We start from the raw sequence: 23,452 nt of genomic DNA, 5'->3' as shown, positions 1-23,452 counted from the left end.
CCTTCGAAATCGTCCATCTTCCATCTCGTCTCAAGCCGGCGGTTCGCCTTCAGGTAAGAAGGGAGCTGACTACGTGAAGCGCGCAGCTCGCGGGCCCCGCAGGACGGACGGTACCTTGGTCATAGGACCTAGGCACCTCTCTGTACCGACCTCCGGCCGATTTACAGGCTGCGGCGCTTGCACGATGATGACGATAGTCAGCCACCTCACCAGAGGGTTGTGCGCAGCCCGGCGATATCATCATTGTCGCAATTGCTGTCGTGGCCGGGTGGGTGTGAAGCAATTCCGGACTGCGGTGCTGTCAGAACCCCGCAGCGTGCTTTTTGTTACATTCAGTTCCTCTCGATCGTTCCTCTCGAAGCCTGCGCGTACCCTGGACGAGGCAAGCCAATGCAGGATCGGACCGCATCCCCGAAGCTATTTGCGGGCGCTCTGCCGGAGCTCAAAGTCAACAGCCGCGACCTTCGCATTGATGCCTGCCGCGGCATCGCGCTCTGGTGCATCTTTCTTGATCATGTCCCCAATAACATTGGAAGTTGGCTGACGCTACGGAACTACGGCTTCAGCGATGCCGCGGAAGTGTTCATGTTTGTCTCGGGAGTCACCTGCGCGCTGGCCTACGGCAAAGTGCGGAGTTGCGAGGGGTGGACCAGCGTGATCCGCCGGACCCTGCGGCGAAGTTGGGACATCTATGTCGCATTTCTGCTGCTGACGCTCGCCTGCGCCATCTTGGTTCACCTCGCAGGCGGGGACCGTCTTGCTGATGAGAGCAATACGCGGATTCTGTTGGACCAGCCGGGCTCGGCGCTCGCCCACGCAGCGATCCTGCAATACCGTCCGGTCAATACCGACGTATTGCCGATCTTCGTGCTTCTCCACCTCTTTTTCGCGCCGTTGCTGTGGTTGCTGCTCCGAATGCCGAACGTGACGCTTGGCGCCTCGCTGGCGCTTTATGCGCTGGTGCAAATGTTCGGCTGGTCCATGCCGGCGTGGCCGAGCGGCCATTGGGCTTTCAATCCACTGGCCTGGCAGTTATTGGCGGTTCTTGGTGCGTGGATGATAATCGAGGGCGAAAGAGTGCGCCCCTGGCTAACGTCTCGCACGGTGCTCGTGCCTGCCGCTCTCTATCTGATCTTCAGCCTCGTCATCGCATTGAGCTGGAGAGTCAAGCCGTTGGAAGCGTTGATCCCGCAGGGGCTGACCAAATTGGCTTACCCGCTAGACAAATCCAATCTCGATCCGTTGCGTCTATTGCATTTCTTGGCTCTAGCGGTTGTGGCGGTATGGTTCGTGCCACCCAATCGGCAAGCATTGACGAGTGCGGTGATGCGCGGCGCCATCCTCTGTGGCAAGCACTCGTTGCCAATCTTCTGCCTCGGCGTCCTGCTGACGCTCGCTAGCCTCCTGGCGCTGCTCGATATATCGGAAGGGCTTGCGATGCAGATCACGCTCAGCGTTGGCGGGATCCTCATGATGATCGTGGCAGCGACGCTGCTGAACTTGGTCAAGATCACGCCCAGACTGCAGCCGTCTGTTGCTCTGGCTGCGGGCGTGCACGTCCAGCCGGACGCCTGGGGCACCGTTGGCTGGCGCCCCTGGGAGGCGTTTCGCCGGGGACTGCGCGAGCTCGGATGGGCCGGCGGCCGGAATCCCGTCATCAATTGCTGGTTCGCGGATAAGCAATCCCACCGGGTGTACCAGGTGTTTGGCCTCGCAGACGGATTATTACGGCCGAAGGCGGATGTCATCGCGGCGTCGCAGAAGCCTGCAGCGACGGCGGCCAGGACTGCAACAGCGCCCATTCCATCGGCGGAATATGGCTTTTGACACATCGGCACGGAAAAGTTCCGGCAGAGCTCGAGCCGCTCTGAGAGATCACCAGGAGGTGAAGGACCGCGTTTCTTCGCAGCGTGAGGCGGAATGTTTCAGCAACGGGAATCGTACGGTTCAGTCGCCATCTTGCGTTCCGCCGTGTTGCTCATGCATCGAGCCACGTCCCCAAGGTCACAGCACGCACCCGCAGCGGGCAGATTGAGCATAGGCCAAGAGCCGAAAGTCAGCTTTAGCATGCACCGTGCAAAAGTGGTCGATGATTGGGGTCACCTTGTCACTGTAGCCGCGTTGCCAGTGTCCGAGCCCGTGCAGAGCGCTCTCCTGACAGGCAATCGAGTTGAGGTGAAGGATGCGCTCCATTGTGCGGAGCGCGCAATCGTGGAGAGTTGGCAGGTGCGGATCGTCGGCAAGAGCCAAGCACGGAAATGCATCCCACCACATATAACAGACACAGTTTAGCGTCCCGGCATCGGCTTCGCTCAGGTGGGACAAACTGGGGGTGCACCGCGATTCGAACAATTTGGCAAAGAGTTCTGCGATGGACTTGACGCAGCGGACACGATCTTTGATGGGCACATCAGTTGAACAAAGCCATCTGCTGTCGCCGCTTGCGCTGGTATTGACAAGGTAGGTTAAGCCTTGTGCGATTTGGCTGTCAGCAAATCCCTCTAGCGCGGTCTGCGGGTTTTCAAACAGCCGAGTGAGATAAGACACGGCTTCTGCTGGTGGCGGATCCCACCAATCATGCTCGGGATCGAAGTACCAAGGTGCTTGCTGAACGCGAACCTCGCGTCCAAATGCGTGCTCCAGCCAATCATGAAACGAGAGCGTTTGCAGGCGCATCACAAACGCCGCCTCCCCGGAGACATGAAACTCCCTAATGCTATGCCAGGTCCGGGATCACGCCAAGGCGCGAAATTTTTCAGGCAAATGCCTCCTTGCAATCAATAGATGGATGAGATCGGTTCTTCACCTTGCGCCGATCGGCCAATTCGCCCATTCAGGCAGCTCCTGATTGTCATCCCGCTCGCGCGGCGCAAGGGGAGGCGCGCCACTGAAGTCCGCCGGATATATTTCCGTGCTCATGGCCACGCGAGTCCCTATTCGCCAGCGAAAATTCCCTGCTCCGATGAGGCCGCGACGCTCGGGATTTCTGGCAATTTAAGGTACTTCTCGCCAACTCTCGTTGCCAAGGCGGGTCCTGCGGTGGGCGCTTTCCCTGTAAACTTCCCTGTTCGCAGGGAATTGGTGCGTTCGTGTTTGCCGCGGATGATGGCTGATACCACGCGCGGTTCAGGACCTCGGTCCCTGTCCCGAGCTGGACGATGCAAATCAAGTGAGTTGAGAAACAAGCGTGACCAGCTCCGTCTGGCGGTGCGCGCCTGTCTTCGAGAAGATCGACTTGAGGTGGTTGCGGGCGGTTTCGCGCGAGATGCGCAGGTGCTCGGAAGCGCTGGCGAGCGATGCGCCGGTTGCAAGCAGGGCGGCCAGGCGGGATTCCGCCGGGGTGAGATCGAAGGCCTGGCCGATCAGCGCCGGGTCCGGCGCCGGGCGTGGAATGAGGTTGGACAGGATCAGCATGGCGCGGGCTCCGAGGAAGACGGAGCGCGCCGCGCCGTCCACCGGCAGGATCCGCAAGACGACCGGTGGCTTTGTCGTCCGGCGGATAAGGATCGGAGAGGCGGGGATGGCGGAGGCGTCCGGCGTGGAGCGCACCGCGCTGATCAGCTGATCGAGCCTTGTCATCGCATGCTTGTCGCGAAGGATGAGGCGCCGCTCCCTGATGCGGATCTCGTTGTCGAATCCCGCTTCGGCTGCCGCGTTGGTGCGCACGACCATTCCTTCCCGATTGAGGATCAACGCGGGCTGTCGGACCCGGTCCAGAACATCGGTCATCGCGGTGAGTGCGGCCCTGCCGACGACAGTCGCGAGCGTGGCCGTCTCGGTCAGGCGCGGCGCCAATTGGGCAAGCAGTTGCTTGTCGGCGGCCTCGAATGCGCCTTCGCGGCCGGTTCGCTGGATCGTCAATGCCCACGCTGCGCTGTCAGCCCAAAAGCCAATGCCGGCAAACCACCGATATCCGGATGGAAACAGCAACTCGTTGTACATGGGATCGGCGCGAATCTGCTCCGGGGTCATCACATCGAGGTCGGTCACGACCTCGCCCGCCATCATGCGCGGAAAAGCCTTGGCGCGCGGGTCCCTCAGGTGCCAGTTATTCCTGAAGTAGAGCTCGGTGGCCTCAGCAATCGACGCCGTGCGCGGAACGTCCGGGGTCCGGATATCGCTTTGAAGGAGTAGGGCCGCCGACGCGCCCACCGCCTTGCAGATGTCATCCATGATGTCGCGCCATGCTTCCGGATTCACGGCGGCTTCGCCAAGTCGATTGAAGACCTTCGACAGCTCCGCATCGTCGATTTTGTCGACTTTCAAGCGCGGCCCCCTCCGCCTAACCCCACGCATTTCGTTGCGAGCCCGCATGCATCCCTGCTGCATGCCTGCAAGTCCCCGACATTTGAGGCCCTGGAATGCGTTTCCCTGACCGGCGATGCTTCGTGAGGAGGCGGCTCGAAGCAAGCCCCCTTGCCTGTTTTTCCTGAAAAATCGCACTTGACGAAAGTCTAGCGGATGGCTGCGGGAGGCGGCGGCGCCCGGACCGGAATGACCCATTCGGGTCATGCGTCCAGATGTGCCGGCGCTATTCCATGGAGGAGGAATATTTGCCGCACCAGGAATTGAGATGACATTGCTTTGCTTGAGTCAGTCTGATCTCGGCGACGGCTTTCGGCTCCCGATATCGATCTGCGGGGATATCTGGGCGCGTCAGAGTGACGCAGTTCGCGTTGGCAGGCGCGGCGCGAATTGCTCAGCCGCGCTATCAACGGTCGCAATCCATTTTCTCGGCAGCTTAAGCGATCTGGTCAAGGCCAGCCGGGGAGGCAAGGCGATCGCTTCATTCCATCCCGTATTGTGCTGCAATTCGGCAAAGCTTCGATATCCTGGTTTGCCGAAATCGGGCGCAATCGCAAACCTGGGACGCGCGCTTTCTCCGCTGCGCAGTTCGATTCACACCGCGCTTAAGGTTAGCAGCTGTGCTGTCTTGACGCAGTCACGCAACAATGGAAACAATTTGCAATTATCAGAAGTCCTTCGTCGCTCCGTGACAGGACTTCGCCGTTCGACGTCGGGCAACGACGCCTCGTCGAATCGATACCCGATACAACCATAACAAGACCATTTCATTTCCAACTCGCGCCGTTGGGCTGACGGCGAATTTTTGAGCATCAGAACGTTAAAGGGGGGGCTCGCCATGAGCGACCAGACGATTTTGCGCGCCAGTTTTGTCTCGGAGTCCGCGGCCTATCGCAACACCTTTGGTTGGTACAACAGCTCAACAGGGCTCGGCGGAGTTCTGTTTGCAAATGCGGATTCGCAAGGGGCTGGCGCCCTCACCCCCGGTGTCTCCTATGTCGACTTCGCGGTGAACACCGCCGATCTCGGCAAGATCCAGTTCTTCCTCATTCCGGACGGCGCGGCGCCGAGCCGCAACGATGCCGACGATCTCTCCGGCGCCATCAAGGTCATCAAGCTTCCGGACGGCACCTGGGCGGTCGCCGATGTCGATGCCAACGGCAACGTCATTTACGTTGCCGGCAAGCCCGACCTGCTCAGGGGCGCCGGCGCCAATGCGTTGTTCACCGAGACCTCCAAGAACGCGGGCGGCGTCGATTATGCCTCCTCGGTCACGGGCAGCCAGCAGACGGCAGCCAAGCTCGCCGGCGACACCGTCGACGGCGCAGCCGGCACCATCGCCTGGGAGGACACCGCCGCGACGCGCAGGTCCAACGGCACCTACACCGCGCCGGGCGACGCCGACTACAACGACGCCGTCTTCCAGGTTTCGCTCGTGCAGAAACCGGTCGCCAATGCCGATGTGGTCACGATCGGCGAGGATGCCGGCGCCACCGCGATCAACGTGCTCGCCAATGACACCAACCCCGCGAGCGGGACGCTGCGCGTCACCTCCGTCAACACGCAGGGAATTTTGGGGACGGTCAGCATCGCCGCCGACGGCCACAACATCGCCTATACGCCGGGCGTGGCGTTCCAGTCGCTGCGCGCCGGCCAGTCCGAGAGCGAGACCTTCACCTATACCGTAACCAACAGCGCCGGCCTGACATCAACGGCGACGGCGACCGTCACGATCCAGGGCGCCAACGATGCCGCAATCATCGGCACACCCTCGGCTGCCGATGTCACCGAGGATTCCCGCAATCCGACCCTGAAGCTCACCGGGACGATCGCGATCTCCGACGTCGATCAGGGCGAATCGGCGTTCAAGACGACCGTGGTATCCGCGGTGGGCAATTTCGGCACCCTGTCCCTGAAAGCCGACGGCAGCTACACCTATTCGATCGCCAACAGCGCCGTTCAATATCTCGGCGCCGGCGAGACCAGGGTCGAGACGTTCACGATCAGCGCGCTGGACGGCACGGCCAAGCAGGTCTCCTTCACGGTTCACGGCACCAACGACGCCGCCGTGATCGGCGCGCCTGCCTTCACCACCGTCACCGAAGACGCGAGCACGCCGACGCTGTCGGTGTCAGGCACGATCTCGATCTCGGATGCCGACCAGAACCAGTCCACGTTCCAGGCCGGCGTGATCACGGGGCAGGGCAATCTGGGCGCGCTGACGCTGAATGCCAACGGCACCTACAGCTATTCGGTTGCCAACAGCGCCGTGCAATATCTCGGTGCGGGCGACACCAAGGTTGAAACCTTCACGATCAAGTCGTTCGACGGCACGGCCAAGCAGGTCTCTTTCGTCATCAAGGGCGTCAATGACGCCGCGGTGATTGGTACAGCCACGGTTCACGACGTCTACGACAATCCGTCCGCGCTCGTGCTCACCGCGTCCGGCAGCATCGGCATCACAGACGTTGATCAGGGCGAAGCGGCGTTCAAGCCGGCCGTTGGCTCCGCTGCCGGCAATCTCGGCTTCCTGCTGCTGTCGGGCGACGGCGGCTATGTCTACGTCGTGGCCGAAAGCGCTGCACATAATCTGGCGGCCGGCACCGTCAAGGTCGACACCTTCACCGTGACCGCTGTCGATGGCACCACCAAGCAGGTCAGCTTCACGGTTCATGGCCCGGCCGGCGGCAATCACGCGGCGACGATCGGCGATCCCACCATTGCCGATGTGACGGAAGACCTTGCGGCGAACAACGCCGGGAATCTGACCGCCGTGGGCAGCATCTCGGTCAGCGACCCGGATGCGGGCCAGTCGTCGTTCCAGGCCGGCGTGCTCACAGGGCCGGGCAATCTCGGCACGCTGAACCTCTCGGCCAACGGCAGCTACACCTACACCGTCGCCAACAACGCCGCGCAATATCTCGGAGCCGGCGAAACCAAGATCGATACGTTCAGGGTCACCTCTCAGGACAGCACCTCCAAGGACGTCACGTTCACGATCCACGGCGAGGACGACGGCGCGACCATCGGCAATGTTGGCGATCACGACGTCACCGAGGACGGCCAGCTGACAGCGTCCGGGCAGCTGTCCATCGTCGATGCCGACCAGAACCAGGCCGCGTTCCAGGCCGGCGAGATCACGGCACCAGGTAACTTCGGCACGGTGACGCTGCTGGCCGACGGCCACTACACCTATTCGGTCGATAACGGCGCTATTCAGCATCTCGGCGCCAACGACACCAGGACGGAGACTTTCACCGTCACGTCCGTCGACGGCACGACCAAGAACATCAGCTTCGATATCCATGGCGCGCAGGACGCGCCGAATCTAAGCGTTCAGGACTCATCGGGCGCCGCCGACGGAAACATCACGCTTCACATTGCCGCCGATAAGGTCGACCAGAGCAGCACCTTGTCGGTGAAGATCGAGGGGGTTCCGTCGAGCTTTACGGTCCAGAACGGCGCAGCGATCGGGGACGGCGTCTGGCTCGTGACGGGCGACTCCATTCAGAACGTCGTTCTGATCCCGAACCACGCCGTCGGCAGCGCTGATCCGTTCACCCTGCAAGTCACCGCCATCTCCGACGACGGCGTTCATCAGGCGGTGAGCTCGGCCCAGCTCTCGCTGACCGTGACGTCCGGTGCCAACGAGATCAACGCGCTGGATATCGACGGCTATATCGGCGGCGCCACCGTATTTGCTGACGCGAACAACAACGGAATACTTGACGCAGGCGAAGCGTACACGACGACGCGGGCTGACGGCAGCTTTACGTTGGCGGGCGGCTCCGGTCCACTCGTGAGTATCGGCGGTGTCGATATCTCGACGGGATTGCAGGTCGCGGGCGTGCTGAGGGCGCCGGAGGGCTCCACCGTCATCACTCCGCTGACGACATTGATCGTTGCGCTGGTCGATAGCACGGCAAACGACGAGCACCCGCTGACGGTGGACCAAGCCATCAACGCCATTGCGGCCGCGTTCAACGTCGATCTCGCCTCTGATCCCGCCAACCCCATTGACCTGCTGTCGTACGATCCGGTGCCCGCTGCGGTGAATGGCGATCCGACGGCAACGGCGGTGCTCGCGGCAGCCATCCAGGTCCAAAGCACCGTCGCCCAGGTGTCGGCCGTCGGCGTGGAGACGGGCGCGGTCATTACAGCCATTGCAACTGCCATTACGGCCTCCCTGAGCGGGCCCGGCGCGCCCGTCTTCGATCTGGCCTCTTCAGAAACGGTTCAGAGCGTCGTCACGTCCTCCGGCGTCGACGCGGCGGCGGCCGCGACGGTTATCGAGGTGGTTGCTGCCGCGAACGACAGCATTCAGGGGGCCACGAACGTCACGGAACTGGCGCAGGCCGGTCAGGTCGCTCAAGGCGCGGCCGCCGACCAGTTGGCTGCGACCGATTTTTCGGATCAACAATCGATTGATCAGCTCACAGACCGCTTTGTCGAAAATCTGGACACGGAGGTTTCGAATGCCGTGCTGACCCCGGTCGGGAATGCCCTGTTCGGCTCGCTCGGCGATGACCTGCTTTCGGGCGGAGCAGGCAACGATCTGATTGACGGCCAGGACGGCAACGATCGCATCAGCGCTGGTGACGGAAACGACATCCTCTTTGGCGGCGCCGGCAAGGACTATCTTGGCGGCGGCTCGGGTGACGACATCCTCGACGGTGGCCCGGGCTTCGACCGCGCCGTCTATACCGACGCAACCGGCGGCGTCACGATCAACCTCGCGGCCGGGACGGCGTCCGGCGCGGGCGTGGGAACAGACACCCTCGTCAACATCGAAGCTGCCATCGGCAGCGACTTTGCCGATACGTTCAACGCGGCGGGCTTCACCGGCGACGCCCATGTCCCGGGTAGCCCCGTCGGCTACAACGAGTTCGAAGGCAAAGGCGGTGACGACACCATCATCAGCAACACCAACAGCCAGGGTGCGGAGCTGACGCGCGTCTCCTATGTCAGCGCCACCGGGGCGGTGACGGTGGATCTCGCCGCCGGCTATGCGCAGGGTGATGCATCGGTCGGTCACGACACGCTCGTCGGGTCCGGCTTCAACGGCGTCTGGGGTTCTGCGTATAACGACACCATTTTGGGCAGCAACAATCCGATGTTCACCGCGGAGGTGTATTCGGGCTTTGCGGGCAACGACTACATCGACGGCCGCGGTGGCTATGACCGCGTCGACTACAATGTCGATCCGAACACCACGACTGGAATTACGGTCAATCTCGCCGCCGGATCTGTCACCGGCGATTCGACCATCGGAACGGATACGTTGCGCGGGATCGAGGCGATCCGCGGCACCAACTTCGCCGATACCTACAATGCCACCGGTTTCGGCTCGGGCAGCGTCAATGCCGGCTCGAACGGGACGTTCAACGAGTTCACCGGCAATGGCGGCGACGACATCGTCACCGGAAACGGCTTCACGCGGCTCGGTTTCAACAACGCGACGGCTGGCGTCCAGGTGGACTTCGTCACGGGCTTTGCCACCGGCGATTCATCCGTCGGAACCGACCAATTCAGCGGCGTCAACGCCGTTCAGGCATCGATGTTCGACGACACGCTGCTGGGCGGGGCGACCAACGACACATTCACCGGCCTTGCCGGCAACGATTATATCGACGGCCGCGGCGGCTTCGACGTCTCGTCCTACAACAACATCTTCTTCATCACGGGAAGCATCACCGTCGACATGGCAGCCGGCATCGTCACCGGCGATGCATCGAACGGCATCGATACACTTCGATCGATCGAGGGCATTCAGGGCACCAACTTCGACGACACCTACGATGCGACCGGTTACGGCGCGAGTGGGGCCAATATCGGCAACAACGGGACCTTCAACCAGTTCGAAGGGCTGAGTGGTGACGACGTCATCACCGGTAACGGCAACACGCGCCTGATTTTCGCCAACGCGACCGGCGGGGTGACCATCAATCTCGCGGGCGGCACCGCAACCGGTGACGGCTCGACCGGTCACGACACGTTCACCGGCGTCAACAGCGCCACGGGCAGCAGTCTTGATGACGTTTACGATGCAACGGGTTTCACCGGCGCCAACGCGAACTTCAACACATTCCAGGGCAATGCCGGAAACGACACCATCGCCGGCAATGGCAATACGCAGATCCAGTATGGCAACGCGACCGGCGGTGTGAGCATCAACCTCACCGCGGGCACGGCCGATGGCGACGGCTCGGTCGGCCACGACATCATCACCGGTGGCGTGTTCAACGTCCTGGGGTCCAACTTCAACGACACCATCGTCGGCGGCGCCAGCAACGATGGTCTCTCCGGCAGCAACGGCAACGACACCCTGGATGGTCGATCCGGTAACGACTTCCTCAGCGGTGGCGCCGGCGCAGACACTTTCGTCTATTCGAGCGGCGGCGGCCTCGACTTCGTCCAGGACTTCGTCCATGGCCAGGACAAGCTCGATCTGACCGGGATCTACGGCATCTTCAGCCTCTCCGACCTGCAAGCGCACGCGGTGCAGAGCGGCCCCAACACGGTCATCACCTTCAGCTCGGGTGACGGCCTCACGCTTCAGAACGTCAATCTGAGCAGCTTGACGGCGAGCGATTTCCTGTTCGGCACGCCGGCCGCGCCGATCGTCGGCGACGAGAACGCGAACGACCTCGTCGGCACCGCCAATGCCGAATCCATCAGCGGACTCGGCGGCAACGACCGCCTCCAGGGCCTCGGCGGCAGCGATCTCCTCGACGGCGGCTCCGGCTTCGACCGCGCCGTCTATACCGATGCGACCGGCGGCATCGTCGTCAACCTCGCGGCCGGCACCATCTCGGGACCCGGCGTCGGGACGGACACGCTGGTCAACATCGAAGGCGTGGTCGGCAGCAACTATGCCGACACGTTCGACGCGGCCGGGTTTACCGGCTCAACCGGTCTGCCCGGCGTAGCCGCCGGCCAGAGCGAGTTTGAGGGGCGCGGCGGCGATGATAGCGTCGTCGGCGATCTCAACGCCCTGGGGCAGGCGGTAACGCGACTGTCCTATCTGAGCGCGACCAGCGCGGTCACCGTCGATATCGGAGCAGGGACCGCCGATGGCGATGCCTCCGTCGGCCACGACACCTTCTCCAACGTCTCGACGATCTGGGGTTCGGCCTCCAACGACACGTTCTACGGCAGCGACAATGCGGCCTTCACCTACGAGACCTATGAGGGTCGCGGCGGCGACGACTATATCGACGGCCGCGGCGGCTACGACCAGGTCACCTACAATTCGGACACGACGACCACCTCAGGCATCTATGTTCACCTCGCCGCGGGCACCGTGAACGGCGATGCGACCGTCGGCACCGACACGATTCGCAACGTCGAGGCCGCGCGCGGCACCAATTTCGACGACACGTTCGACGCGACCGGATTCGGTCAGGCCGGGGCGACCAATGTCGGCTCCTCCGGCGCCTTCAACGACTTCGCCGGCGCCGGCGGCAACGACACCATCATCGGCAACGGCTCCACCCGCCTGAACTACCAGATCGCGGCCTCGAGTGTCAGCGTCGACCTCGAGACCAGCATCGTCGGGACCACGAATGCGGTCACGGTTGCCGGCAGCGCCACGGGCGCGACCGAGGGCACCGACACCTTCACCGGCGTCAATGCGGTGCAGGGCTCGACCTTCGCCGATACGCTGCTGGGCAGCAGCTTCAACAACAACTTCACGGGTCTTGGCGGCGACGATTACATCGACGGCCGCGCCGGCTTCGACGTTGCCATCTACAACAGCCTCAGCACGGTCACGGGTGGCGTCGCGATCGACATGGCGGCAGGCACGGCGACCGGCGACGGGTCGATTGGCACCGACACCCTGCGTTCGATCGAGGGCATTCAGGGCACGGGCTACGCCGACAGCTATGTGGCAACTGGCTATGGTCAGGCCGGTGCGCTCAATGTCGGCAACAATGGCGGCTTCAACCAGTTCGAGGGCCTCGGCGGTGATGATCAGATCACTGGCAACGGCAGCACACGACTGCTCTACACGAATGCCACGGGCGGCGTCACCGTCAGTCTGAACGCCGGCTCGGTCACGGGCGACGTGTCGGTCGGACATGATACCTTCACGGGTGTCAACAGTGTCTATGGCGGCAATTTCGCCGACACTTACGACGCGACGGGCTTCGTCGGATTCAATTCGTTCCAGGGTCTTGCCGGCAACGACCTCATCACCGGCAACGGCAGCACGCAGCTGCTGTTCGCCAATGCGACCGGCGGCGTCGTTGTCGACCTCGCCAGCGGCACCGTCAATGGGGATGCTTCGGTTGGGCATGACACCATCACCGGCGGCGTGAACGGCGTGTCGGGATCGGGCTTCAACGATACGCTGAAGGGCCGCAGCGGCGCCGACAATCTGCTCGGAAACGGTGGCGCCGACACCTTCGTGTATGTCAGCGGCGGCGGTGCCGATTTCATCGGCGACTTCTCGCATGCGCAAGCCGACAAGATCGACCTTTCGGGCGCAGGCATCTACAACCTCGCTGACGTGCAGGCGATCGCCTCGCAGCAGGGACCGAACACGTTCATCAATTTCGGCAATGGCGACAGCCTGACGCTGCAGAACGTGACTCTATCGAACCTGACTGCTGCGGATTTCATCTTCGCGCCAGGAGTTCATCTGATCGGCGATGCCAACCCGAATACGTTGGTCGGCACAGTCTATGCCGACAATTTGAGCGGCCTCGGCGGCAACGACGTCCTGCAAGGCCTCGGCGGCAACGACCAGCTCGACGGCGGCCAGGGCTTCGATCGCGCCGATTACGGCGATGCAACGGGAGGCATCACCGCCAATCTTGCGGCAGGCTCGGTGACCGGCCCGGGCGTCGGAACAGACGTGCTGGTGAATGTCGAGGGGATCCTCGGCAGCAATTCTGCCGACACGTTCAACGCGGCCGGGTTTACAGGCTCAACCGGTCTGCCCGGCGTGGCCACCGGCCAGAGCGAGTTTGAAGGGCGCGGCGGCGACGATAGTGTCATCGGCGATCTCAACGCCTTGGGGCAGGCAGTGACGCGACTGTCCTATCTGAGCGCGACCAGCGCGGTCACGGTCGACATCGGGGCAGGGACCGCCGATGGCGATGCCTCCGTCGGCCACGACACGTTCTCCAACGTCTCGACGATCTGGGGTTCGGCTTCCAACGACACGTTCTACGGCAGCGACAATGCGGCCTTTACCTACGAGACCTATGAAGGTCGCGGCGGTGACGACTATATCGACGGCCGTGGCGGCTACGATCAGGTCACCTACAATTCGGATACGACGACCACATCGGGCATTTATGTTCACCTCGCCGCGGGCACCGTGAACGGCGATGCGACGGTCGGCACCGACACGCTGCGCAGCGTCGAGGCCGCCCGCGGCACCAATTTCGACGACACGTTCGATGCGACCGGATTCGGTCAGGCCGGGGCGACCAATGTCGGCTCCTCCGGCACCTTCAACGACTTCGCCGGCGCCGGCGGTAACGACACCATCATCGGCAACGGCTCCACCCGCCTGAACTACCAGATCGCGGCCTCCGGCGTCAGCGTCGACCTCGAGACCAGCGTCGTCGGGACCACGAATGCGGTCACGGTCGCCGGCAGCGCCACGGGTGCGACCGAGGGCACCGACAGCTTCACCGGCGTCAATGCGGTGCAAGGCTCGACCTTCGCCGATACCCTGCTGGGCAGCAGCTTCAACAACAACTTCACCGGTCTTGGCGGCGACGACTACATCGACGGCCGCGCCGGCTTCGACGTTGCCATCTACAACAGCCTCAGCACGGTCACGGGTGGCGTCGCGATCGACATGGCGGCGGGCACGGCGACCGGCGACGGGTCGATTGGCACCGACACCCTGCGTTCGATCGAGGGCATTCAGGGCACGGGCTATGCCGACAGCTATGTGGCGACGGGCTATGGCCAGGCCGGTGCGCTCAATATCGGCAATAACGGCACCTTCAACCAGTTCGAGGGCCTCGGCGGTGATGACCAGGTCACCGGCAACGGCAACACCCGGGTCATCTATGCCAATGCGACCGCCGGCGTCACCATCAACCTCCAGGCCGGAACGGCCAGCGGCGACGCCTCGGTCGGCCACGACACGTTCTCCGGTGTCAACAGCGCCACCGGCAGCAATTTTGCCGACCTGTTCGACGCAACCGGGTTCGCCGGCTTCAACGCCGTCCAGGGCCAGGGCGGTAACGATACCATCACCGGCAACGGCAGCACGCAAATCCAGTTCGGGAATGCGACCTCCGGCGTGATCGTCAATCTCGCGAGCGGTACCGCGGACGGCGACGGTTCGGTGGGTCACGACACCATCATTGGAGGGGTGACCAACGTTGCGGGCTCGAACTTCAACGACACGATCACCGGTTCTGGCGGCAACGACCAACTGTTCGGCAACGGCGGCAACGATCTGCTCAGCGGCGGTGCTGGCAACGACGGCCTGAACGGCGGCATCGGTGCAGACACCTTTGTCTACGCTGCCGGCGGCGGTGCCGACACCATCGGCGACTTCCTGCAGGCCGACGCCGACAAGATCGACCTCACGGGGATCCCTGGCGTCTCGACCCTTGCAGACGTTCAGACGCTTGCCACCCAACAGGGACCGAACACGGTCATCAATTTCGGCAATGGCGACACCCTCACCCTGCTGAACGTGACGCTGTCGAACCTCACGGCTGCCGACTTCATCCTGGGGCAGGGCGTGAATCTCACCGGCGACGCCGGCGCAAATACACTGGTCGGCACCGCCTATACCGACAGCCTGAGCGGCCTCGGCGGCAACGATCGCCTCAAGGGCCTCGACGGCAACGATTTGCTCGATGGCGGCCTCGGCTTCGACCGCGCCGACTATGTCGCTGCAACGGGAGGTATTACCGCAAATCTCGCGGCAGGCTCCGTGACAGGTCCAGGGGTCGGCACTGACACGCTGGTGAACGTCGAGGGGATCGTGGGCAGCGACTACGCCGACACGTTCAACGCGACCGGCTTTGCGGGCGATACCGGTATTGCCGGGACCAATGTGGGCTTCAACGAGTTCGAAGGCCGCGGCGGGAACGACAGCATCACGGGAGCAACGAATAGCCTGGGTGCGCTCCTGACGCGCATCTCGTATGCCAATGCATCGGGCAGCGTGACCGTCGATTTGACGGCCCACTCGGCGACGGGAGATGCTTCGGTCGGTACCGATACCTTGGTGGGCTCGGGCTTTGCGGGTGTTGTCGGCTCCGGATTTGTCGACCAACTGCTCGGCAGTGCCAATGGCCCAGGAACAGTGGAAACGTTCGAAGGCCGCGCCGGCGATGACTTCATCGACGGCCGGGCGGGCTTTGACCGGGCGGACTACGCGCTCGATCCGGCCGCAGTGGGTGGGATCAACGTTCAGCTGGCCTCGGGAATTGTGGTAGGCGACGCCGCGACGGTCGGCACCGACACGCTGCGATCGGTCGAGTCCGTGCGCGGCTCGAACGCTGCCGACGTCTTCAACGCCGTTGGCTTCAGCGGGGGCAGCCAAAATGCCGGTTCCAACCTCACCTTCAACGAATTCATCGGCATGGGAGGTAATGACAGCATCACCGGTAACGGCAACACGCGCGTTGCATTCACCAACGCCACCGGCGCGGTGACGGTCGATCTGCTGGCAGGTACTGCAAGCGGTGACTTGTCCACGGGCAACGATACGTTCAGCGGCGTCAACGCCGTGATGGCCTCGATGTTCAACGACACCATCAGCGGCAGCGATATCACCACGGCCACGGAGACCTTCACCGGACTTGCCGGTGACGACTTCATCGACGGCCGCGGTGGCTTCGATGTCATCAGCTACAACAACATCTACTTCTCCACCGGCCCGGTCACCATCAACTTCACAGCGGGCACCGCGACCGGTGACGGTTCGATCGGCAATGATACGTTCCGCCGAATCGAGGGTGCCCAGGGCACCACGTTCAACGATGTCTTCACGGCCACGAATTTCGGCGCCGTTGGTTTCCAGAACGGCGCAACCAACAACGTCGGCAACAACGGCAACTTCAACCAATTCGAGGGCCTGGCTGGCAACGATGCGATCACCGGCAACGGCAACACCCGGATCATCTATTCCAGCGCGACCGATGCCGTGACGGTCAACCTGCAGGCTGGGACTGCGACCGGTGGCAGCTCGATCGGCACCGACAGCTATGTGGGCGTCAACAGTGCGACCGGCAGCAACCTGAACGACACCTACAATGCCGCGGGCTTCACCGGCGTGACCTCTGCCGGATCGTTCGGCACCTTCAACCTGTTCGAAGGCCTGCTCGGTAACGACACCATCACCGGCAACGGCAATACGCGGGTCTCGTATTCTCAGGCGAGCGGGGGCGGAGTTTCCGTCGATCTTTCGACGGGACTTGTGAGCGGTGCGGCCGGAGCAGACTTCATCACGGGAGGCGTCAACAGCGTCCAGGGTTCGAACCAGGTCGATACGTTGCTCGGCAGCTCGAATAACGAGTTCTTCTTCGGCGGCGGCAGTGGCGACACGATCAACGCAGGCGGCGGCAATGATGGCATTACCGGCCAGGGCGGCAACGATACGATCGACGGCGACGCCGGCTCCGATTTGGCGATCTTCTCGGGTACGCAATCGCAATACACCGTGACGACGGCGGGAACGATCCAGGTTCAAGACAATGTTGTGAACCGTGACGGCACCGACAGTCTGATCAATGTCGAAGCGCTGCAGTTCAGCGACGCCATCGTGCTGCTGTCGTCGGGAGTTTCGGGCAGTCCGATCGATCTCTCGGCGCAACAGTTCTCTAACACGGCACCCGTGATCGGAACGGCCGGAGACGACTATCTTCGCGTCGGAGCCAACATCTTCGGACACGGGATCAATCTGGGAGCCGGGACAGGGGATACTCTCCTGCTCAACGGCATCTTCGGTAACGGTTACACGCTCAACCTCTCGGGTGTCGAAAACCTGATCGGCAACGGCAACGACGAGTTCGTCAACCTTACGACGACAGCCAACGGACTGGTCGTCGACCTCGGGGGTGGCAATGATCAGCTCAATCTCGCGGGCGGCGCCAACACGCTCAGCCTGATCGGTGTCGAGGGAGTCGGCGGGTCCGATTTCGGCGTGACGCCCGGCGTCAACGACGTGCTCACCCTGTCGACGATTGTCACGGGCCTGAACATCAGCCTCGGCAACGGCGACAATACGATGAATCTTGCTGCCGGCGCGAACTCGTTCGTGAACATCTACGACGTCAACCACGTGCACGGAACCGCAAGCGACGACACCTTGACCGTCACCGGCGCGATCGCAGCCGTCAACGGCGTCGCGATCGACCTCGGCGGCGGCGAGGATACGATCGTCCTTAACGGAAACTTCGCTGCATTCGCCGTGGCCGGCGTCGAGCATATCAACGGCAATTCTGGCGACAATTCAGTCAGCTTGACGAACAATGTCGATGGCATCGTCATCGACATGGGCGGTGGAAACGATCTGGTGTCCCTCGCCAATGGCGTGAATTCGGTCAGCATCAATGGCGTCGAGAACCTCAACGGCAGTGATTTTACCGGCAATCTCAACCCGTCGGACGATATGGTCACGCTTCTGAACACCGTGTCCGGAGTGTCGGTCAATCTCGGCGAAGGGACGGCAAACGTCCTGAATCTCGCCGCAGGCAGCAATTCGTTCGACAATCTGTGGAACGTGAATCTGCTCAACGGGAGCTCGTCGGACGACATTCTGACGTTGCAGGGCAGCCCGGCGAACGTGATCGATCTCGGCGGCGGCAACGACACTCTGAACTTCAACGCGAATGTCTATGACATCACGGTGACCAATGTCGAAACCGTCAATGCCGCCGCGAATTTCGACAGGATCACGATCGGCAATGCGTCAGGTAACACGACGATCACTGCTGGCGCGGGTGCGGATGAGATCTTCGCCAGCGCGGGCCATGACAACTTCCGCTTTGTCAGCACCGCGGATTCCGCCGCCGGCGCTGCGGATACCATTCACAATTTCGACGCCGATAATGACAGCTTTACGTTCTCGGGCATTAGCGTCGCTGGCGGTCACATCGAGTACGTGGAGAATGCGGCGCTGCTCGGTGCTAACCAGGCTTCGGCCCACCTGCAGAATTCCGGGCCGGGTAACGACTATCTTCAGATCGATATCGACGGCGACGGAACGAGCGATATGGACGTGAGCCTGCAAAATGTCACGGGCACGCTGCACAACGGCAACTTCCTGTTGGCCTGAGAGGGAACCCGCTTCGGAGAGGCGCCCAAGCAAAACCGCCGCCACCGGCTATCCGGTGGATCGGCGGTCTGTAGTCGAAGGTCGCTGGGTCGAAGGTGGCTGGCCTCTCAGGGGGGCTCTTAGCTAAGCGCTCCTGCGCTCACCGGACGTACCAATAGCCCCACCAGCGCTGGGACACTGGACGCGCCTGCGCCTTCATGGCGGCGACTTCCTCGACGGAGCGAAGCTGCGGGCCGTAGATCGCGGGCGGATAGACGTCATCCCACAGCACGACCCCGGTTTGGGCGTAGGCCGCCCGCTGATGTGCCGGCGCAAGAGCGAGCTCGGCTGCCGGAGCTACGGATGCCGTCAAAGCGAGGCCGAGAGCGGACAGGGCAATGGATGGAATAAGAGCGCGGACGGTCATTGGATTGAATCCCTCGTAATATGAGACGCGAAATAATGCGACGGGTCCCGAATGGTTGCAAGGGCATGGATTGGCCGGTTGGCCCGAAATTTCCTGTTCGTGGGAAGGCGTGCCAGGTCCGTTCGACGGCAGCAGCCTTTGGACGGATCGGGATCGCGAGGTCAATCTCTCTATATAGAGTGACTCTCATAGAGCGATCTTGATCGCAGCGGTCGATGCACGGGAGGTTATGCCGCATGCACGTAAGAGGTCAGGCATGAACAATCTTTCGGCGCCCGAAGTCGGCAAGAACCATGATGTCGACACACTGCTCGCTCTTGATGAGTCCCGGACTATCTAGGGCGACTCCTATGACTTCTGCATTCCTCTCCGCTTTCATTTTCGGCGCTGGCCTCACCTTGGGATACGCGCTACGCGCTTGGCGCGTGCAACGAAGCCCTGCGAGCTCATCCCGCGGCGCCTCGCGCCGAATGACCGGACCGACTCCCACCTCGACGTTCGGCCACGCCCGACGAGCTTTTTAGGCAACGTCCGATTCGCTGGCGGGATCTCACTGGTACGAATGGGGCATGACGAGATGAGCGAACCCAAGAAGGATGCGCCGCGGCGTTACATCGTCGATGGCGCCGGACAACGCGTGCTTGTCGGGCTGACGATCTCGGAGACGGTCGAGTTCGAAGCGTTGGATAATCCAAGCTCCCGCCCCGGCGCCGATTTGCTTGTCGAGGCGCGCCGTGTCCGCCAGGACAGACATGGGGAGCGCTGGCTGGAGCTTTACGTCAAGCACGAGCGAGCCTGGAACGATTGGATGGCTGAAACACGTGCGCGGCTGGAAAAGCCCCGCTTGCTCAACTAGATCCGCTCGAGGTCGATGCCATAGTCCGATAGGCGAGCCGTCGCGAACCAAGGCTCCGCGTCATACCGCGAGCATGCGGCTGCCCTGGATGCTCATCAGGGTGAGGTTGCCGGTCGCATAGGCACCGGTGTCGATGTTGACGCGGTTCGCCATGAATTCGGCACTACGGACCGGCGTATGGCCATGTACGATATACTTGCCGAATTGCTCCTCGCTGCGCAGGAACTCTTCGCGAATCCAGAGCAGATCGCGCTCCGCCTGCTCGGCCAGCGGAACGCCCGGGCGAACGCCGGCGTGAACGAAGAAGAAGTCCCCGCAACTGAAGCTCAGCCGCAGATTGTCGAGGAATTCCAGATGCTCGGTGGGCATCGCCCGAATCAGATCGCGCATGATCGATGCCGGCTCGTCGCGCTTCAGGTCCGGCGGCGCGAGCCCGTAGGACATCAGCGTCTGGGTCCCGCCGACGGCAATCCAATCCTCGAACAGTGAAGGGTCTTCGAACACCCTCACCAGAAATGCCTCGTGATTCCCTTTGAGGAAGACCGCGTTGCCCCGGCGGCTCCGTTCGATCAGGACGTCGAGGGTGGAGCGCGTATCCGGGCCGCGATCGATGTAATCGCCCATGAAGACCTCGACCGCGTAGCGCGGTCGGCTGCAGGCGACGTCGGCGTCGATCACCCGCAACATCGGCTGGAGCAGATGCGCGCATCCATGAATGTCCGAGATGGCATAGATGCGGACTCCCTCCGGCAATTGCGGTTTGGGAATAGGCGGGCGTGGTCGGGCGAGAGATATCATGGCGCTCAATCGATCGGGTGGTCGAAAAAATTTCCCCAAGTCGCCGGCACCGGAGAGCTTCCATCTAACACGAACGAGGTGAATTCGGTGAGGGAGCGTCCTTGTTCTCCGGCTCGATCACGCCAAAAGAAGGGCGGCATTTTTTGCCGACCTTGTTCGCGATCGGCAGCGCGAATGGCGCGGCCCGCGGGAATTGCATCGCTGAAGGCGAGAGTGCAGCAAAGATGCATGCCTGGGCGCAATTTCGCATCGCACGCCCAGATAGAAAATCATCGAAATTCTCGCAAATGACTCATTGTGCTTCGTCGAAGGATTGCATCGCCCGAAAGATGAGCGAAGAGGTGCTCGCGCGATGGCCAAGCATCGCGATGGACGTGGAACTTGATTCAAAATAGGGCAACGCGTTCGCTCGTATGTCATCACTGTGACGACATTTTCAGCGCGTCGAATTTCGCTGCGCATTTCAACACGACGCATGATCCGTGCGCCGCAAAAGTTTTGCGTGCAACGCCACAATGTCGCTGCGATCACTCAACACTTTCCGTGCGGGGCAGTGACGAGTCTTCAGCATCACGATGAGCGTCAGGCACACTCTCGATAGGCAGAGGTTCGAATGGCTGTTGCAACTTATGGTTCTGAAAACGCTCACGCGCTGTCGTCGACGCGAGGTGGCGCTCTTCAGAGGCCATTTCAAATCGTCGTCATGGCGGCTGACTTTCTGCTGATCTTGTTGAGCTATGCCGCCGGGGCTTCGCTGTACGGCGCCGCCGTCGCTTCGCCCACCGACGGCGCTTCGGTGGGAGCGGGGTTGTTTGTCGGCGTGGTGTTCGTCGCAGTCGCCTATTTCCGGGACGTCTATGCCACGCACCGGCTGCTCAACATCGTCTGGCAGCTTCGAAAGGCGGTGTTAATCTGGCTGACGTCGCTGACGATCCTTGCTGTTGCGGCGTTCCTGCTGAAATCGACCGACAATCTGTCCCGCGGCACCGTCATCGTGTTCGCCGTGATCGGCGGACTTGGTTTGGTCAGCCTCCGCTTCGTCTGGCAGGCGGTGTTCGGCACGAGTTTTGCGCGAAGCCGGCTGGTCGATCGCAAGGTGATCCTGCTCAGCCTCAAGCCGCTCGACTTCACCTCCAGCCGCTTCAAGGACCTGCGGAGGAATGGCTTCGACGTCATGCGCCATTTCGTGCTCGGCGACGAGCGGGATGACGGTCATTGGGAGCGGCAGATTCGTGACGTGATCCGTCAGTCGCGCTCGGCCGACGTCGATGAATACCTGCTTGCGATCGACTGGGACGAATTGCCGATGCTCCGCAAGCTCGGGCCATATCTGCGCGCCGTCCCCCAACCGATACGCCTTTTACCGGACGATCCGGTCGCCGATCTGGTGGCTCGTCCCTTCCTGCCGGTCAGCGGAACCGTAGCGGTCGAAATCCAGCGGCCGCCTCTCACCATTCTCGAGCGGTTGCAAAAGCGCTGTCTCGACGTCGGCGTGGCCCTGTTCGCTCTCGTAATCTTGACGCCGCTGCTGCTCACCGTTGCCGTGCTGATCAAGCTGGATTCCCCGGGAGCCGTCATATTTCGCCAGTCGCGCCGCGGCTTCAATGGCAGGCCGTTCGAGATCTGGAAGTTCCGGAGCATGACCGTCTGCGAGAACGGCGAGACGATTGCCCAGGCGACCAAGAGGGATGCTCGGGTCACCAAGATCGGGCGCTTCCTTCGTATGACGAGCATCGACGAACTGCCGCAGCTCTGGAACGTGCTGCGCGGGGACATGTCGCTGGTTGGACCGCGTCCGCACGCGCTGGCCCATGACAATTACTATGACGAGATCATCAGCAAGTACGTCTACCGCCATCACATGAAGCCGGGCCTGACCGGCTGGGCCCAGGTGAACGGGTTCAGGGGGGAAACGCCGACGATCGATCTGATGGAGAAGCGGGTCGAATATGACGTCTGGTACGTCAGCAACTGGAGTATCTGGCTCGACCTGAAGATTATGGCCCGGACGGCGTCCGCAGTGATGTTCCAGGAAGCATACTAGTCGTTCAATTTCTTCACTGTCCGGAACCGGATCCTCGGGGGATCAGGTTCCGTCTCTCGACGACCTGCTGAAGAGCCGCATGATCGCGTCGCGCAAGGCAAGCAACGGCGGCACCAGCACGAAGAAAGCCCCCATCGCAACGGAAACGATGACATGGCGGATCGAGAAGGGTTCGTCCTGCTCGATTTCCCTTTGACTCGGGTCGATGGGCGCGGGTGAGAGCGTCGTCGCCATCGGCTGCCGACGCGGCTTGCGTGGGGGAACCACGATCAACACGAACAGGATGTTGAGCAGAACCCAAATAGTCAAAATCGTCAGGACGATCAGCATTCCGAGCCCGCCGGAAATGAACGACAAATATCAGCCGAGGTTAGCCTCAGGGAACCCAGAAAGAAAGATGCCCAAAGTTTCAGCATTTTGAAGCATCGAGGACCGGATTGTCTCGTCTTGCCGATGAATGGTTGCCAATTGGCGCACTGTCCTAGCCATCGCAGCCTTCGTCAATCCTTGCTTTTGGCTAGAGCAATAACTGCAAGTTGTGGATTCCGGACGAATACGGAGGCCTCAGCAGTCCGAGGTGAGCTCGGCGCAATCCTCCATTCGTGCGCGAAGGCGCACTCGCTCCTCTTCAGGCGATAGTTCCGAAGAACGCAAAAAATTGGCCCGCTGCCAAATGGCAGCGGGCCCGACGTCTCCACAATTCGGCTGGGCGCGGCCTGCCGCGCCTCCGCCTAAAGCGCGATGCGATTAGGATGAATCGTCATCGCGCTTTAGGTT

Annotated in this window: 10 protein-coding genes; 5 read left to right on the top strand and 5 right to left on the bottom strand. The window is 62.1% G+C overall.

The features are described 5' to 3' along the window. Positions 1-390 precede the first annotated feature (390 nt). A complete protein-coding gene (locus CV770_RS12490; RefSeq protein ID WP_104462557.1) occupies positions 391-1,827 on the top strand; it encodes an OpgC domain-containing protein in 1,437 nt (478 codons plus the stop codon). A 177-nt stretch (positions 1,828-2,004) separates the two neighbouring features. Here the strand turns inward: CV770_RS12490 and CV770_RS12485 are convergent, their stop codons facing one another. Both CV770_RS12485 and CV770_RS12480 read right to left on the bottom strand, forming a co-directional pair. Next, positions 2,005-2,676 (bottom strand): hypothetical protein, encoded by a 672-nt coding sequence (locus CV770_RS12485; protein WP_104462556.1) that lies wholly within the window; start codon positions 2,674-2,676, stop codon positions 2,005-2,007. Positions 2,677-3,165: 489 nt separating this feature from the next. Continuing rightward, complete coding sequence (locus CV770_RS12480) at positions 3,166-4,266, bottom strand: helix-turn-helix transcriptional regulator (RefSeq protein ID WP_104462555.1); 1,101 nt, start codon at positions 4,264-4,266, stop codon at positions 3,166-3,168. A gap of 877 nt (positions 4,267-5,143) precedes the next feature. Here CV770_RS12480 and CV770_RS42115 point away from each other — a divergent pair. After that, positions 5,144-18,571 (top strand): VCBS domain-containing protein, encoded by a 13,428-nt coding sequence (locus CV770_RS42115; protein ID WP_104462554.1) that lies wholly within the window; start codon positions 5,144-5,146, stop codon positions 18,569-18,571. 139 nt (positions 18,572-18,710) lie between these two features. Here CV770_RS42115 and CV770_RS12470 read toward each other — a convergent pair whose 3' ends face one another. Continuing rightward, positions 18,711-18,977 carry a hypothetical protein gene (locus CV770_RS12470; protein ID WP_091956179.1) on the bottom strand — a complete coding sequence of 89 codons (267 nt, stop codon included), beginning with the start codon at positions 18,975-18,977 and terminating at the stop codon, positions 18,711-18,713. A gap of 577 nt (positions 18,978-19,554) precedes the next feature. Here CV770_RS12470 and CV770_RS12465 point away from each other — a divergent pair. Continuing rightward, positions 19,555-19,833: a hypothetical protein gene (locus CV770_RS12465; protein ID WP_038972575.1), complete on the top strand. Its 279-nt coding sequence runs from the start codon at positions 19,555-19,557 to the stop codon at positions 19,831-19,833. 60 nt (positions 19,834-19,893) lie between these two features. Here the strand turns inward: CV770_RS12465 and CV770_RS12460 are convergent, their stop codons facing one another. Further along, entirely contained in the window at positions 19,894-20,631 is a 738-nt protein-coding gene (locus CV770_RS12460) for a metallophosphoesterase family protein (RefSeq protein WP_104462553.1), read from the bottom strand. 101 nt (positions 20,632-20,732) lie between these two features. Here CV770_RS12460 and CV770_RS12455 point away from each other — a divergent pair, with 101 nt between their 5' ends. Together CV770_RS12455 and CV770_RS12450 are read left to right on the top strand one after the other, a co-directional pair. Beyond that, positions 20,733-21,026, top strand: coding sequence for a hypothetical protein (locus tag CV770_RS12455; protein WP_104462552.1), 294 nt, complete (start codon positions 20,733-20,735; stop codon positions 21,024-21,026). Between the two features lie 218 nt (positions 21,027-21,244). Further along, positions 21,245-22,675, top strand: a complete 1,431-nt coding sequence (locus CV770_RS12450; RefSeq protein ID WP_091956177.1) for an undecaprenyl-phosphate glucose phosphotransferase — start codon at positions 21,245-21,247, stop codon at positions 22,673-22,675. 42 nt (positions 22,676-22,717) lie between these two features. On the opposite strand, the gene CV770_RS12445 is transcribed toward CV770_RS12450, so the two are convergent. Then, positions 22,718-23,005, bottom strand: a complete 288-nt coding sequence (locus CV770_RS12445) for a hypothetical protein (RefSeq protein ID WP_091956176.1) — start codon at positions 23,003-23,005, stop codon at positions 22,718-22,720. Between the last annotated feature and the right edge of the window lie 447 nt (positions 23,006-23,452).

The sequence above is a fragment of the Bradyrhizobium sp. AC87j1 genome (genome assembly GCF_002936975.1).
Taxonomy (GTDB): domain Bacteria; phylum Pseudomonadota; class Alphaproteobacteria; order Rhizobiales; family Xanthobacteraceae; genus Bradyrhizobium; species Bradyrhizobium shewense.
Note: the sequence above shows the minus strand (reverse complement) of the source record. Positions and strands in the feature narration are given on the sequence as shown.